The sequence below is a fragment of the Sphingorhabdus sp. genome (genome assembly GCF_050921905.1).
Classification (GTDB): domain Bacteria; phylum Pseudomonadota; class Alphaproteobacteria; order Sphingomonadales; family Sphingomonadaceae; genus Sphingorhabdus_B.
This window is the reverse complement of the sequence record NZ_CP050888.1, coordinates 226,201-240,884: the sequence shown is the minus strand read 5'-3', so window position 1 is coordinate 240,884 and position 14,684 is coordinate 226,201. Positions and strand designations below refer to the sequence as shown.

The window sequence follows — 14,684 nt, the reverse complement described above, 5'->3', positions numbered from 1 at the left end:
GTCCTTCATTTTCCCACAAAATCCCCGTCCAGCCCCTTATTGCCTTGCAGAGCTGCCAAAAGCGCTTGCAGCAGGGCTATATTGGCAAATTCATCCTTGCCGGTGAGTATCCGCATCCCCCGCCCTTCCCAAAAGGCGGCATCGAGAAAATCGGCATCGGCCAAAAGAATGGCGCGCCCTTTGCCAATCCGGCAATCCGCCAAAAGGCCTTTCGCCAATATTGCGCAGCGGTTCTTGGCAGTGCTGTGTTTAGGCAGCCATTCCCCAGGTGTTACCGTCCGGATATTGAACGCGCCAATCTTGCGCAGGGAAGCAGGCCCCTCGTCCTCAAGCGGCAAGACCAGCTCCACCCCCCAATAGTTTAACAAGGGCGACAGCATCGATGTAAACAACGGACGCCGTTTATCGCCCAAGGGGTAAAGGCTTCCCCATTGCAAAGCGGGGTCCGCAAGTATCAACACAAGGCCACCTTGCCGAACCCAGTTGTCGATCCAGGCCAGTTCGCTTGGAGCAAAGGCCCGCGGTTGCGCGAGCAGAAGCATGTGCTTGGGCTTTGACGCCCAAGCCTCCAGATCGTCGATGGGCGTGATGTCATAATGCACGCTGAGACGCGTAAAGGCGGGATGCGGGGCGGCGTCCTTGGCCAGATCCGCCTCAATACCCCCCTCGCTCCATACCAGCGGCAGCGTAGTGATCAGCCCCAAGGGCGGCTTTGGCCGACTGTCTGCTGGACCCCTAGTTGCAAAGCCAGCGAGCAAAAGCAAAAGCGCAAATGCGGCCAACAAAGCGACAAGCAGCCACTTTCTGCTGCCGAACTGGGCCAATCTATCAATCACCAAGCAAATGTCACCGAGCGGGCGCGGATGAACGCGGCGTTTGCACTGCATCCTTGGCGGCTCTTTCGGCGTCGGTCTCCTTGGCCACCGGCGTAACGCCCAGCTCCGCCAGCGGTTCATCCGGCGTCGCGTCCTTGTTCACTGTCAGGGGTGCAGTTTCAGGGACGCCGCCTGTTTGTGGCCCGTCACTCACCCGGTCCAAGACCATATTGGCCAATGTCACGAACAAAAGCACGACGACGAGCCCGACCAGTCCTACCTGAATACGCTGAATTGCGGATTGCTTTTGTTCGACCATCTGCGTTCTCCTTAAACCCCAATATGGCTTTTAGCTGTCTTGCTGCCACGGCATCACGGGCAGATTTTTGCTGCGCATCCACGCCGGATTATAAATGGTGGACAAATAGCGAAAGCCCGTATCACACAATATCGTCACGATACGCTTACCCGGCCCCAGATGTTTTGCCAGCGCGACGGCGCCTGCGACGTTGATTCCCGAAGATAGCCCAAGGCAGAGCCCCTCCTCTGCCAAAAGCCGCCGGACCCAGACAAGGCCCTCCTCATCGGAAATGCGGAATTGCGCATCAATGGGCGCGCCGTCGAGATTGGCGGTGATACGTCCCTGCCCAATGCCTTCAGCGACAGAGCTGCCTTCCGCGCTTAATTCGCCGCAGGAATAATAGTTATAGAGCGCCGCACCATGCGGATCGGCCAGAGCGATGATGACGCCCTCATCCTTTGCCTTTAGCCCAAGCCCGACGCCAGCGATCGTCCCGCCCGTGCCAGCGGCGCAGATGAATCCGTCAATCTTGCCGTCCATCTGCGTCCAGATTTCTTCGGCAGTCGTTTCAATATGCGCGCGGCGGTTGGCAATATTGTCGAACTGGTTTGCCCAGACGGCATTTTCGGTCTCCTCCGCCAGCCGGCGTGATGTGTGCACGAAATGCCCCGGGTTCGCATAAGGCGCGGCTGGAACAAGCACGAGTTCTGCACCCAAAGCGCGCAGCGTGTCCTTTTTCTCCTGACTCTGCGTTTCAGGCATGACGATGATCGTCTTATACCCAAGCGCATTGCACACCAAAGCAAGGCCAATGCCCGTGTTACCAGCCGTACCCTCGACGATTGTCCCGCCGGGCTTCAACAGGCCCTGCCGTTCGGCGTCGCGGACGATGTAAAGCGCGGCGCGGTCCTTTACCGACGCACCGGGGTTCACATATTCGCATTTGCCAAAGATATCGCATCCGGCTTCCTCGCTTGGCCCTTTCAGGCGGACGAGCGGGGTGTTGCCAATCAAATCAAGTGTTGAGCCGAGCGTGTTCATACCGCCGATAGCTAGGCGCGTTCATGGCCAATCGCAAGATGGTCTAGGTCACATACTCATAAATTAGATTCCCAAAGTGATTGATATCTGATTCAATGCTTTTCCTGAAAGGGAGAAGTTGATGGCACGGTTTGATTTGACAGATTTCGAGTGGTTGGTGATCCAGCCTTTGTTGCCGACCAAGGTGCGTGGCGTGAAGCGGGTTGATGATCGGCGGGTTTTGAACGGGATATTCTGGCGGTTACGCACTGGCGCGCCTTGGGCGGATATTCCGGCGCGATACGGTCCGTATACGACCTGTGTGAACCGGTTCAACCGCTGGCGCAGAGCTGGTGTGTGGAAGCATATATTGGATGCAGTTTCCGTGGCTTACGAAGGCGATATCCAGATGATCGACTCGTCCTCGATCCGGGTTCATCAACATGGAGCCAATGGTAAAAAAAAGACCAGCGATCCCGTTGCATGGGTCACTCGCGTGGCGGCCTGACCACCAAGATACATGCACTGGTCGATGCGATGGGCATGCCGATCATGCTCAAGCTGACCGAAGGGCAAGCCGCCGATGGTCGCAGTGCAGTAGACATGTTCGATACCGTCGGCAAAGGGGATATCCTGCTCGCCGACCGGGCTTATGACTCCGATGCGTTGCGCGCCGAAATGGAGGCGCGCGGTGCCAGGGCCAATATCCGCGCCATGCCGCAACGCGTGATCAAACCGGTATTTAGTCACCTCCTCTATAAGCAACGCAACCTCGTCGAGCGCTTCTTTAATAAACTCAAGCACTTCAGAGCAGTTGCCACGCGATACGATCAAAGAGACGATAATTATCTCGCATCTGTCCAACTCGCATCAATCCGGATCTGGTTGAGACATAATGAGTCTGTGACCTAGGGTCAGGGCAATATACGGGCCAAAGGCGGATATCATCACAAAAAGCATTTCGAGTGTTGTTATAGTATATCATTGCGCCTAACGCTTTGCTCAATATCCCGCTCTTATGGATGACGTTCCCTCATGAAAACTGCCCCACTTCTTGCGATATCCGCAAGCGCTTCCGCATTGTCGCTAGCATTGGCCGCGCCCGCTTATGCGCAGCAAAGCAACTCGGCTTCGACCGAAGCGCGTATACAGCCCGACGACTTTCACGGGTCCGACGACATCGTCGTTACCGCGCCGTTCGTTGAACGCCTCGACATTCTTTCCGGCACGTCGGCGATTTCCGGCGAAGTGCTCGCCGAAAAAACCCGCGCGCAATTGGGCGACATACTAACCAGCCTGCCCGGCGTTTCGGCGACGAGCTTCTCCCCCGGCGCATCGCGGCCCGTGCTGCGTGGTTACCAAGGGAACCGCGTTGCCGTCCTTACCGACGGCATTGGCAATATCGACGCCTCCAACACGTCAGCGGACCATGCGGTCACCATCGACACGTTGACGGTCGAGCGGATTGAGGTGTTGCGCGGGCCAGCCGTCCTCTTGTTCGGCGGCCAAGCCGTGGGCGGCGCGGTCAATGCGCTCGACAAAAGGATACCAAGGTCCATCCCGGATGAAGCCATCCACATCGATGCGCTGGCCGGATATGGCAGTGCCGCAGGCGACTGGTCCGGCGGCGCGTCGATTGATATGCCAATCACGGATCGGGTCATCGTTCATCTCGACGGCAGTTACCGCAACAGCGATGATCTGCGTACCGGCGGCTATGTCCTGTCCCCCAATTTACGCGCTGAGGTCCTCGACTTCGCTGCCGAGGAAACCAGCGAAGGCAATCTGGAAGAAGCAGCCGAAGCAACCGAACTTGCTAACCAGCGCGGCCGCATTGCCAATAGCGCAGTAACAACATGGACCGCCGGCGGTGGCATCGCGTTTATCGACGACGGCGGCAATCTTGGCGTGTCTTACAGCATTTACGACACCAATTATGGCATCCCTGCCCGCCCCGGCGCATCACATGCGCATGCGGGCGAAGAAACCACAGAGGAAGCACCTGTCACCATTGGCTTGCGTCAATATCGCCTCGACTTTCGCGGTGAAGTCAATTTGGGCGACGGCTTGTTTGAAAAGCTGCGCCTGCGCGCGGGCTATGCCGATTATACCCATACCGAATTTGAAGGCGACGAAATCGGCACTATATTCAATAGCCAAGGCATTGAGGCGCGGGCCGAATTTGTGCAGAATGACCGTAACGGTTGGCGCGGGGCAAGCGGCGTCCAATATCAGACCCGGGATTTCGAAGCGATTGGTGCAGAAGCCTTCGTCCCGCCCAACAAGACGCGCCAATATGGCCTGTTCACCTTGCAGGAATATACCAAAGGCAATCTGGACGCCGAAGTCGCTGTGCGGTTCGACACGGCAGAATTGCGCGCCGACACTTTGGGCTTAACGCGCTCGTTCAACAATGTCTCCGCAGCACTTGGCCTTGGCTACCATATTGGCGATTTGAAGATCGGCGCGAATATTTCGCGGACGGGCCGTGCGCCAGCGGTGGAGGAATTATTCTCCAACGGACCGCATATCGCAACGCAGGCCTTCGAAATAGGCGACCCTGATCTGAAAAGTGAGCGCGCTTGGAATGGCGAGCTCTACGCCCGGTATGACACGCCGGGGACCGCGTTCAGCGCAACACTATACACCAACCGCTTCGACAATTTCATTTATGAGGCCGAAACTGGCAACATCGAAGACGATTTGCCCGTATTCCAATATTTCCAAAATGACGCCAAGGTTTGGGGCGTGGAATTTCAGGCGTCCAAACGCCTCGCCAGCTTTGGCAGTTCCAATCTGTCGGTCGATGGCGTTGCGGATTACACACGCGCCAAAATCTCGTCCGGTGGCGGCAATGCCCCGCGCATCCCGCCCTTGCGTTTGCTCGGCGGCGTTGAGTTGACCAATGCAAGCTTTGACCTGCGCGGTGAGGTTGAATGGAGCAACGATCAAACAAAGACCGCGACATTTGAGACGCCAACTGACGGTTTCACTTTGGTCAATGCTTCGGCGACCTGGCGGCCCTTCGGGCGAGATCGCAACATTGCGTTGATTGCGTCGGCGAACAATATCTTCGACGTAACCGCCCGTCGTGCCGCGTCCTTTACCAAGGATTTCGTCCCCTTGACCGGTCGTGATTTCCGGGTGACAGCACGCTTGAGCTTCTGATCATCCGATATTGCTCATGCAACACCGCCAAGAGTGCGCGCCAGTGATCGCACCCTATAAACGGAACCTTCGCGCGATCGGCAGGTTAGCCAGCTAGGTCTAATTTTTGGGCCAAGATCTTGGAGAATATCATGCGCAAAATTGCAACGATCATCCTGCTCTCAGCCTCATTGCTGGCAGCGGCCTGCAACACCGTTAAGGGCGTGGGCGAAGACATTGAATCCGTCGGCGAAGCGGGCGATCGCGCTACGTGACAGATGGTCTGTTGAAGTTACGTGAGGGCTGGAGGGGAACTTCCGGCCCTTTTGGTTTGGGCATTCAGAGTCATGCTGAGCAACCTACCGTCACCCTGAACTTGTTTCAGGGTCCATTTATCCGTTCTAGCTATGGGCGTGCTGCACGATGGACCCTGAAACAAGTTCAGGGTGACGTGGGGGATGAGGGTGACTTTGTGGAGATGGCAAAAAGACCAAGGACGACGGCTGCGTTGTAAAACCTACAACACGGCAGCTTCAGCGGCCTCAGCCTTTTTACGGCGGCGGCGGGTGAACCAGATCGCGATGAGGGCAAGCTCGTATAATATGCACAAGGGGATCGCGAGCAGCAATTGCGACACGACATCGGGCGGCGTGAGGACGGCGGCGATGGCGAAGGCGCCAACAATCGCATAGCGTCGTGCGCTCTTAAGCTGTTCCAGCGTGACGATCCCGGCGCGTTCCAGCAGCATCAGCAACACCGGCAGCAGGAACGAAATGCCAAAGCCGAAGATGAATTTCATCACAAAATTCAGATAATTGTCGACACCCGGAAGCGCCTGTTGCTCGACACCGCCGACATTGCCGCCAAAGCCAAGCAAATATTCCAGCGCGACGGGGATCGCCATATAATAAGCCATCGACGCGCCGATGATGAACAAGACGGGCGTTGCGAGCAAGAATGGCAGAAATGCCCTCTTTTCTTTGCTGTAGAGGCCGGGCGCAACGAAGCGCCATAATTGCGTTGCGAACACCGGAAAGGAAAAAAAGGTAGCGGCAAAAAACGCGACCTTAATCTCGACAAAAAATGCCTCGAATATCGCGGTGTAAATCAGTTTCGTCTGGCCCGATGCGAGCAAAGGCTGCACGAGAAAGCCGAAGATCGGCCGTGCGAAATACAGGCTGATGCCAAAGGCGATGGCGAGCGCCAAAAAGCTCCAGAGCAGACGGCTGCGCAGCTCAATCAAATGATCGAGCAAGGGCATTTTGCTATCGTCAATTTCGCTCATATCTTGGCCGCCGTTTCGGTTGGCGGCGTGTCAACGGCCGTTTCTGCTATAGGCGTTGCAGAGTCATCACCGACAACGTCTGCGCGTGGATCGGCCGGGTGCGCGCGCATGATGCGCTCATTTTCGGCCTTCCACTTTTTCTCCAGCTCTTCGATTTCCGACTGGCGCACCATTTCGTCAAAGCCTGACCGGAAATGCGCCGCAACACCGCGCGCCTTGCCCACCCATTTGCCGACAACACGCAATGCCTTTGGCAAATCCTTTGGCCCAATGACCAAAAGCGCCACAAGGACGACAAGCAAGAGTTCGGATGACGCGATATCAAACACGTCAGGCCCCCGACATCGAGGGCGAGTGATGCCGCGCTGTCAATGGCTTAGCCTTGAGTCTTGTCAGTCTGCTTTTCAGCGTCAACGACGGTATTTGCGCCAATTTGCGGCGGAGCCTTCGGCGCTTCCTCCTCTTCGCTCATACCTTTTTTAAAGCTTTTAATGCCTTTGGCGACGTCGCCCATCATGTCGGAAAAGCGGCCCTTGCCGAACAAGAGCAACACCAAAATGCCAACAATCAGCCAGTGCCAGATGCTAAAACCACCCATTTCAAACTCCTAACGGGGCGCGCCCCGGATGTTGCGAACCCTATGTCGCATGTCCTTCACCTATTTAGGCGTTGTTTTCGTCAATTGCCAGTTCGGCGTCACTTTCTTCGCCGGCAAATAGCATATCTCCCATTGCGCTATCAATCGGGTCAAGCAACCCGGCGGCTTTCAGATCCGCGATACCCGGCAAATCCTTGCGGCTGGCAAGCCCGAAATGCGTCAGAAAACCGGGCGTCGTGGCGTAAATCAGGGGGCGCCCCGGCACTTCGCGGCGGCCAGCAGGGCGCACCCATCCAGCCTCCATCAAGACATCCAGCGTGCCCTTTGAAATCTGCACGCCGCGAATGGCCTCAATCTCGGCGCGGCTGACGGGTTCATGATAAGCGATGATCGCCAACGTTTCGACCGCAGCGCGGCTGAGCTTGCGGCTTTCCTCGCGTTCGCGGCGCAGCAAATGCGCCAGATCAGCGGCTGTTTGGAAATGCCAGGTCTTGCCGCGCTGGACGAGTTCAATGCCACGGCCTTCATAATGTTCGGATAATTGCGTAAGCGCCGCCGCAACATCGACGCTGTCACCGACATAAATGCGAATTTGCTCTGCGGTCATGGGATGGTCGCTGGCGAACAAGGTCGCCTCTACCGCGCGCAGGTCCGGGTCGGTTTCGATCATCTTACCGTTTTCCTCACCATTAATGGCGCAAAGGTCCCCTCTTGCTGCAAATCGGCGATCCCACGTTTGGCAAGTTCCAAGGCGGCGACAAAGCTGGAGGCCAAAGCCGATTTACGCAAGGCCGGGTCGGCCATCGGCGGCAAAAACGCTTCAATCGCGGTCCAGTCAATCGCGCGGCCAATCATCGCAGATACGCGCTCCAACGCTTGTTCCAACGTCATGACCTGGCGTTTTTTCACGATGTGCATCGCAGGCGCAGTGCGCGCGTTGATTTGGCCATACGCGGTGATTAGCTCAAAATAATCGCATTCCCACGCCCGCGCTTTGACCACGCGCAACCCTTCGGGTGTGCCGCGCAAGAACACATCACGGCCAACCCGGTCGCGCGCCATCAACCGCGCGCCGCTGTCACGCATGGCGTTCAGCCGCTCCAGCCGCAATTGCAGGCGCAATGCAAGTTCCTCCGGCGACGGGTCAATCGTCGGATCCTTCGGCAGCAATAAGGCCGATTTGAGATAAGCCAACCACGCCGCCATCACCAGATAATCGGCAGCGAGCTCAAGCTTCAGCGCACATGCCCGATCAATGAACACCAGATATTGTTCGACCAAGGCGAGAATGGACAATTGGCGCAAATCGACCTTTTGATTGCGGGCGAGCGCGAGCAATAGGTCCAACGGACCTTCCCAGCCGTCAATATCAATGGTCAGAACATCAGGGTCAAATTTGACACTGGCAGCGCTCTCGTCGCGAAGGGCGTAAGCCTCATCAAAGAGCATTGGCCCCGTCATGCCGCGCCAGTGGCCCCGCCTGTCAGCTTCGCTTGAGTGTCGGCCAAGGCAAGCAACTGGTCACGCTTGTCCAGCAAATGCGCCAGTCGGTCGGCGTCAAACGGCACAGGCGACAGCGCCATCGCGCGGTCAAGGCGCGCACGGGCAGCAGGCGTAATGTCGGGCAGATTATTGGCTATCGCCACCATCTCGTCAAAGCGGCCCCAGCAATTGAGCGCAAGATCGCAGCCCGCCTGTACGCAGGCCAAAGCGCGGCTCGCAACATCGCCTTGCAACGCGTTCATATCGAGATCGTCGCTCATCAACAGGCCGTCGAAACCGACGCGCTGACGGATGATATCATCAATGACAAAGCGCGACATGGTGGCGGTGTGCGCATTGTCCCAAACGTCATAGACAACATGGCCCGTCATGCCCATCGCAGCGGTTTTGAGCGCGCGGAAGGGGGCAAGGTCTTGTTCCAGATCGGCCTCGGTTGCGGTTACATGTGGCAAGTCGTGATGCGTGTCGACAGTAGCGCGGCCCTGCCCCGGCATATGCTTTACGACGCCGATGACGCCGCCCAAGGCAAGACCATCAAGGATCGCGCGGCCCAACGCCGCCACGCGCATCGGGTCGCTGCCCAAGGCGCGGTCGCCAATGGCCGAATGCGTGTCGGGCACGCGAACATCAAGGACGGGCAAGCAATCGACATTGATGCCGACTTCGGTCAACGAGAGCGCAATGGCTTCTGCATTACAACGTGCCGCCTCAATCGCGGTAATGGGCGCGATGTCATACAGCGCGTCGAACGCACCGCCAGCGGGGAAATCCGGCCACACCGGCGGACGCATCCGCGCGACACGGCCGCCCTCTTGGTCAATCAGGATGGGCACGTTGTCGCGGCCATGCAACGCCCGCAAGCTGTCGGTCAACGCGCGGACCTGCGCCCGATCTTCGATATTGCGTTTGAACAGAATATAGCCTGCTGGCTCGACATCGCGAAACAGGCGTTTTTCATTATCTGTCAGGGTCAGGCCCGATAGGCCAAATATCACCGGCTTCATGTCGTGAACGCTAAGCCCGCCGCCGCCGCAAGGCAAGCATGGAGCGGCGGGAAGTAGCGCTTTAGCTGTGTATAATTACCGGATTGCGCCCAAGAAATCGAGCTTGCCCAGAGGCACACCCTTCATCCGCAACAGCGCATAGGCCATGCTAAGATGAAAGAAGAAATTGGGGATGGCAAAGCCATGGACATAGACACTGCCGGTGAAGGGAATGTCGCCGCTGGGCGTGGTCAGCACGACCTTTGCATCTTCGCGCGCCTCAAAACCATCGGGCGATGCGGCTTGTAGAAAGGATATGGCCTTGGCCACACGGGCTTGGACATCGTCATAGCTGGCTTCATCATCGGCCCAAGGCTGGTTTTCAACTTGGCCGACGCGGACCGCGACAAACTTTGCAGTATCGGTGGTCATCTGCACTTGCTTGGTCAGCGGGGCCATGTCGTCGATCAGTCGCGCATTGAGCAATGCAGCCAAATCCATGCCCTGTTCAGCGGCAAAAGCCTTACCCTTTTCAAGCATGTTCGACAGGTTTTTCAAGCCGCGGATGAAGGTAGGAATGGAAACATCGTATAAAGCAGGCATATTCTTTTCCTCAGGAAGTTTGGCGCTGCGTACGTTGCTATGTGCAACGCTTCAACATGAAAAAGGGGGATGGTGTCTTTATGTTGAAGTGAATGGTGACGCCGGCCCCCTTCCCCACTTCGTCACCCTGAACTTGTTTCAGGGTCTATTTCGCCTCTCATATTCTGGGTTTGCCGCACGATAGATGCTGAAACGAGTTCAGCATGACGATGGTCAAAAATTTGTCTGTCTCATCCCCCAACACCTATTTAGCCGATCAGCACGACGACGGAGGCTTTACCGAACAATCAAGCAATTCTCATCCGCAGCCTTCAGTTTTGCGCAGAGTTGCTGCGCTTCGGTTGAATTGGCGGTGACGGCTTGCAGACGGAAAACCCTGCCCCCGCCTTCGACATTGGCTTGGGCAATCTTGCGATTCACGCCCGCCAAAAAGCCAAAGCGCTTGTTTAACCCGGTCCATGCCGCTTCGGCCTTGGCGGAATCGCCGAACGCGCCAAGTTGCACCAAGACGGCATTTGCAGGCGCGCTAGTGGTTGCAGTTGGGGTCGCTGCGACAGTGCCAGTGGGCGGAACCGCGAGCACGGCGCCAGTTTTCTGCCCTTCGCTTGCGGCAAAGGCAGAGTCGCCTTCACCTTCGAAGCTTTTGCCGCCAGCATCCGCAGGCTTTTCCTTGTAATTACCCTTGGGCGCGACGATCAGTTCGCCCTTGCCATTTGGTCCGCCCACTTGGCCCGGTTGAAACCAATAAATGCCCCCGGCAATCGCCGCGAGCAAGACAAAGCCAGCAACTGCCAACAAGGCGACCCTCATGGGCGATCCATTCGCCTCTGCAGCATAGCCGTCAGCGGGTTCGAGCCAAGGCAGACGAACATTGTCGTCGAGGTTCAGTCCATCATTGTTGCGGTCCATCACGTCACGTCCCCAATCATTACATGTTGTTCGCGGCTTCAACCCCCATCAGCCGCAATCCATTACGCAGAACTTGCCCGATATTATGCGCCATGAAAAGCCTTGCGCCTGTAACTTCCGGATTTTGCACCAATATAAAGCGCTTGTCCGGCTGGTCATTACCTAAATTCCAATAGGCATGGAATGCAGCCGCCAAATCATTCAGATAAAAAGCAATTCTGTGCGGCTCGCCTGATTTTGCGGCGGCTTCCACAATACGCGGGAAATTTGCGGCTTCGCGGATGAGGCCGATCTCCGCATCGCCCAGCAACGCGATATGCGCGCCATCGGGGCCAAGTCCTTCGAGTTCGGCCTTGCGCATGGTCGATGATATGCGCGCATGGGCATATTGCACGTAGAATACCGGATTGTCCTTCGACGCTTCCACCACCTTGGCGAAATCGAAATCCATTTGCGCATCGGACTTGCGTGTCAGCATCGTGAAGCGGACGACGTCCTTGCCAACTTCTTCAATCACCTCAGCCAAGGTTACAAAGCTGCCCGACCTTTTGGACATTTTAACAAGTTCGCCGCCGCGCAGCAGGCGCACCATCTGCACCAGCTTGACATCGAAATCGACCTTGCCATCGGTAAGCGCATTGACCGCCGCCTTGATCCGTTTGACCGTGCCCGCATGGTCCGCGCCCCAAATGTCGATCATCGCATCGACGCCTTGGCTTTTCTGGAAATGATACGCTAAATCAGCGCCGAAATAGGTCCATCTGCCGTTGGATTTCTTGATGGGCCGGTCTTGGTCATCGCCAAATTGTGTTGAGCGGAACAAGGGAAGCGTCACAGGCTCCCAATCTTCAATTTCCTTACCTTTTGGCTTCTCCAGCTCGCCGTCATAGACGAGCCCGCGCGCGCGCAACTCCTTTTCCGCGACATCGGCTTTGCCAGCTTCATGCAGCGCGGCCTCGGACGAAAACAGGTCATGGTGGATGCCAAGCAAGGCCAAGTCGGCCTTTATCATCTCCATCATTTCGGCAACGGCGCCCTTGCGGAATAAAGCAAGCCATTCGCTTTCAGGCGCGGCAACATATTGGTCACCAAAACGCTTCGCAAGCTGCTGGCCAACGGGAACCAGATAATCGCCGGGATATAGCCCTTCTGCGATTTCTATGGTCTCACCCAATGCCTCGCGATAGCGCAGGTGCGCTGACCGCGCGAGGACATCGACTTGGCCGCCCGCGTCGTTGATATAGTATTCGCGGATGACGCGGTAACCAGCAAATTCAAGCAATTTGGCCAAAGCATCCCCGACCACAGCGCCACGACAATGGCCCATATGCATGGGCCCAGTCGGGTTGGCGGAGACATATTCGATATTCACTGACTTGCCATCGCCCATATGCGAGCGACCATAATCGTCGCCCGATGCCGCCATAGCGCGCAATTCATCAAGCCATGCCGACGCGTCAAGTCGCAGGTTGAGGAACCCCGGCCCAGCAATTTCAACCGCCAAAACGCCAGCGACCTTGGCCAGTTCAACCGACAAAGCCTCTGCTAAGGCGCGTGGGTTGGTTCCGGCGGGCTTCGCCAGCACCATCGCAGCATTGGTGGAGATATCGCCATGCGTCGCATCGCGCGGCGGCTCGACCGTTACATTGCTGCGGTCCAAATCCGTCGGCAAGGTTCCAAGCGCCACAAGCGCGTCCAACGCATGATCGACATGCGCAGCATATTGTTCAAAAAGGGTCATGACTGTGCCTTGAAATTAACGCGGATCAACGCGTGACATTGTAACGCAGCTGATCTTCGGTAAGCTGAAAACCGATGAGCATTTCAAAGCTTGATCGGACAACCGCTGCGCGCACTTCAGGATCGGCCATGGGGTCAAGCGCCGCGTCGGGATCACCCGGCTTGCGCTTCTTGGTGATTTTCTGCACAATTTCGGCGGGCAAGCTGGCCGCGTTCTTGTCGATATAGCCAGCGGCTTGCGCCTGCGCCGATGCGCGTTGCTGGCCATCGGCGAATTGTAGTGTCACTTGGCCGACACGCTTTGCAATAACGGCGCTACCGCCTTGAACCACCGTGTTGAAATAAGGCATAGTTAAGGTTCGGCTGCCGCGCACGTCGCTGCGCCGCGCTTGCACATCAAATGTCGCCTGCGAAAATATCTTCTCGCCGCTTTCGTCGCAAACGGGGCGAATATTGGTGATTGTCGCAACCACGTCGATGGCATCGGCGTCCGTGCTGTTTATTGGGTTGAAAATGGTGATGTCACCCGTGCCATCGGGCACCGCAACCGTAGGGCAGCCGGACCGCGTGACGTTCACGCCAACACCAGCAGCGACATCCAGCTCGCCGTCGCGTGAGCAACCGGCCAAAGTAGCTGCGACAATAAAGATGGTCAGGGCTTTGGCGGCGAAGTTCATAAAGGGCAATCCTCGGGTTTCTTAGACTTGGGTCGCGGGTGCGAAACGTGCTTTGGTCCTTATCCCCCCATTGCGGCCCGCGCAACAGGGGAAAGGTCTTGGCGGATGCAGCGACTTTATCTAAAGGACATTGCGCATGACTGAACAATCACTCCCGAAAAAATCGATCCGGCTGCTTTTGGCCGCGCCACGTGGTTTTTGCGCTGGCGTTGACCGCGCTATCCAGATTGTCGAGCTCGCGCTCGAACAACATGGCGCGCCGGTCTATGTCCGCCACGAAATCGTCCACAACCGCTATGTCGTTGACAGCTTAAAGGTCAAAGGTGCAATTTTTGTAGAAGAACTCGACGAAGTTCCCGACGGCGGCCATGTGGTGTTTTCCGCCCATGGCGTGCCCAAATCTGTTCCTGCAAATGCACAAGCACGTGGCCTTGCCTATTTTGACGCGACATGCCCATTGGTATCAAAGGTCCACAAGCAAGCCGAACGGCAGGTTGAGGCAGGCCGTCATATCATCTTCGTGGGCCATTCGGGACATCCGGAAGTCATCGGCACCTTTGGCCAAGTGCCCCCCGGTGCGATGACACTAGTGGAAACAGCCGACGACGCACGGTTGATTGCACCTGAGCAGCCCCATAATCTCGCGTTTTTGACGCAGACGACATTGTCAGTCGATGATACATCGGAAATCGTGGGAATTCTTCAACAACGCTTCCCCAATATTGTCGGGCCAAAGGGGGAGGATATTTGTTACGCCACGTCCAACCGCCAAGAATCGGTGAAGGCAATTGCGCATGAATGTGACCTTGTCCTCGTTATCGGCGCGCCGAATAGCTCAAACTCGCAGCGTTTGGTTGAGGTTGCCGCGCGTTCCGGCGCGAAGGCCTATTTGGTGCAGCGTGCCGAAGAAATTAGCCTGAACTGGTTTGATGACGTTAAGACGCTCGGCTTGACCGCAGGTGCGTCTGCCCCTGAAGTGTTGGTGCGCGAGATTATCGACGCACTCGCGCTGCATTTCGACTTGGATGAGCAGCAAGTCACCACCGCCGAAGAGACCATCACGTTCAAACTGCCCCGCGAACTGGCTGGCGCGGCGAGCTGAT

Annotated in this window: 16 protein-coding genes and 1 pseudogene; 4 read left to right on the top strand and 13 right to left on the bottom strand. The window is 56.9% G+C overall.

Features of this window, described 5'->3' with window-relative positions; all coding sequences use genetic code 11:
- Positions 1-5 precede the first annotated feature (5 nt).
- Genes HEQ18_RS01205 through HEQ18_RS01195 form a run of 3 tightly spaced genes read right to left on the bottom strand, consistent with a single transcriptional unit; the run spans position 6 to position 2,157 of the window.
- Positions 6-836, bottom strand: a complete 831-nt coding sequence (locus tag HEQ18_RS01205) for a Gldg family protein (RefSeq protein WP_432816023.1) — start codon at positions 834-836, stop codon at positions 6-8.
- A gap of 10 nt (positions 837-846) precedes the next feature.
- Positions 847-1,134 (bottom strand): hypothetical protein, encoded by a 288-nt coding sequence (locus tag HEQ18_RS01200; RefSeq protein ID WP_432815196.1) that lies wholly within the window; start codon positions 1,132-1,134, stop codon positions 847-849.
- A gap of 30 nt (positions 1,135-1,164) precedes the next feature.
- Positions 1,165-2,157, bottom strand: a complete 993-nt coding sequence (locus tag HEQ18_RS01195; RefSeq protein WP_432815195.1) for a cysteine synthase A — start codon at positions 2,155-2,157, stop codon at positions 1,165-1,167.
- Between the two features lie 184 nt (positions 2,158-2,341).
- Between HEQ18_RS01195 and HEQ18_RS01190 the strand changes: the two are divergent.
- The 3 genes and pseudogenes from HEQ18_RS01190 (at position 2,342) to HEQ18_RS01180 (ending at position 5,558) form a co-directional block, all read left to right on the top strand.
- Positions 2,342-3,048: pseudogene (locus HEQ18_RS01190) on the top strand (IS5 family transposase).
- 123 nt (positions 3,049-3,171) lie between these two features.
- Entirely contained in the window at positions 3,172-5,304 is a 2,133-nt protein-coding gene (locus HEQ18_RS01185) for a TonB-dependent receptor (protein WP_432815194.1), read from the top strand.
- Between the two features lie 131 nt (positions 5,305-5,435).
- Entirely contained in the window at positions 5,436-5,558 is a 123-nt protein-coding gene (locus HEQ18_RS01180) for an entericidin A/B family lipoprotein (RefSeq protein ID WP_125229934.1), read from the top strand.
- A gap of 242 nt (positions 5,559-5,800) precedes the next feature.
- Here HEQ18_RS01180 and tatC read toward each other — a convergent pair whose 3' ends face one another.
- The 10 genes from tatC to HEQ18_RS01130 form a co-directional block, all read right to left on the bottom strand.
- Positions 5,801-6,568, bottom strand: coding sequence for a twin-arginine translocase subunit TatC (gene tatC, locus HEQ18_RS01175; RefSeq protein WP_432815193.1), 768 nt, complete (start codon positions 6,566-6,568; stop codon positions 5,801-5,803).
- Positions 6,565-6,897, bottom strand: a complete 333-nt coding sequence (gene tatB / locus HEQ18_RS01170) for a Sec-independent protein translocase protein TatB (protein ID WP_397604439.1) — start codon at positions 6,895-6,897, stop codon at positions 6,565-6,567. The genes tatC and tatB overlap by 4 nt, the downstream gene beginning before the upstream one ends.
- A 47-nt stretch (positions 6,898-6,944) precedes the next feature.
- The gene (locus HEQ18_RS01165) at positions 6,945-7,166 is read right to left on the bottom strand and encodes a twin-arginine translocase TatA/TatE family subunit (protein WP_432815192.1); all 222 of its coding nucleotides are present in this window, start codon (positions 7,164-7,166) and stop codon (positions 6,945-6,947) included.
- A gap of 64 nt (positions 7,167-7,230) precedes the next feature.
- Positions 7,231-7,836 carry an SMC-Scp complex subunit ScpB gene (scpB, locus tag HEQ18_RS01160; protein WP_432815191.1) on the bottom strand — a complete coding sequence of 202 codons (606 nt, stop codon included), beginning with the start codon at positions 7,834-7,836 and terminating at the stop codon, positions 7,231-7,233.
- Positions 7,833-8,615: a segregation and condensation protein A gene (locus HEQ18_RS01155; protein WP_432816022.1), complete on the bottom strand. Its 783-nt coding sequence runs from the start codon at positions 8,613-8,615 to the stop codon at positions 7,833-7,835. Before HEQ18_RS01155 ends, scpB begins: the two co-directional genes overlap by 4 nt.
- Positions 8,616-8,623: 8 nt before the next feature.
- Positions 8,624-9,673: a beta-N-acetylhexosaminidase gene (gene nagZ / locus HEQ18_RS01150; protein ID WP_397604437.1), complete on the bottom strand. Its 1,050-nt coding sequence runs from the start codon at positions 9,671-9,673 to the stop codon at positions 8,624-8,626.
- Positions 9,674-9,748: 75 nt separating this feature from the next.
- On the bottom strand, positions 9,749-10,255 hold the full coding sequence (locus tag HEQ18_RS01145; RefSeq protein WP_397604436.1) for a DUF1993 domain-containing protein: 507 nt from the start codon (positions 10,253-10,255) through the stop codon (positions 9,749-9,751).
- 276 nt (positions 10,256-10,531) lie between these two features.
- Entirely contained in the window at positions 10,532-11,164 is a 633-nt protein-coding gene (locus HEQ18_RS01140) for an SPOR domain-containing protein (protein WP_397604435.1), read from the bottom strand.
- A gap of 19 nt (positions 11,165-11,183) precedes the next feature.
- Positions 11,184-12,905 carry an arginine--tRNA ligase gene (gene argS, locus HEQ18_RS01135; RefSeq protein ID WP_432815190.1) on the bottom strand — a complete coding sequence of 574 codons (1,722 nt, stop codon included), beginning with the start codon at positions 12,903-12,905 and terminating at the stop codon, positions 11,184-11,186.
- 25 nt (positions 12,906-12,930) lie between these two features.
- Entirely contained in the window at positions 12,931-13,581 is a 651-nt protein-coding gene (locus tag HEQ18_RS01130; protein ID WP_432815189.1) for a hypothetical protein, read from the bottom strand.
- Between the two features lie 136 nt (positions 13,582-13,717).
- Here HEQ18_RS01130 and ispH point away from each other — a divergent pair, with 136 nt between their 5' ends.
- Complete coding sequence (gene ispH / locus HEQ18_RS01125; RefSeq protein ID WP_432815188.1) at positions 13,718-14,683, top strand: 4-hydroxy-3-methylbut-2-enyl diphosphate reductase; 966 nt, start codon at positions 13,718-13,720, stop codon at positions 14,681-14,683.
- Position 14,684: the final 1 nt, after the last annotated feature.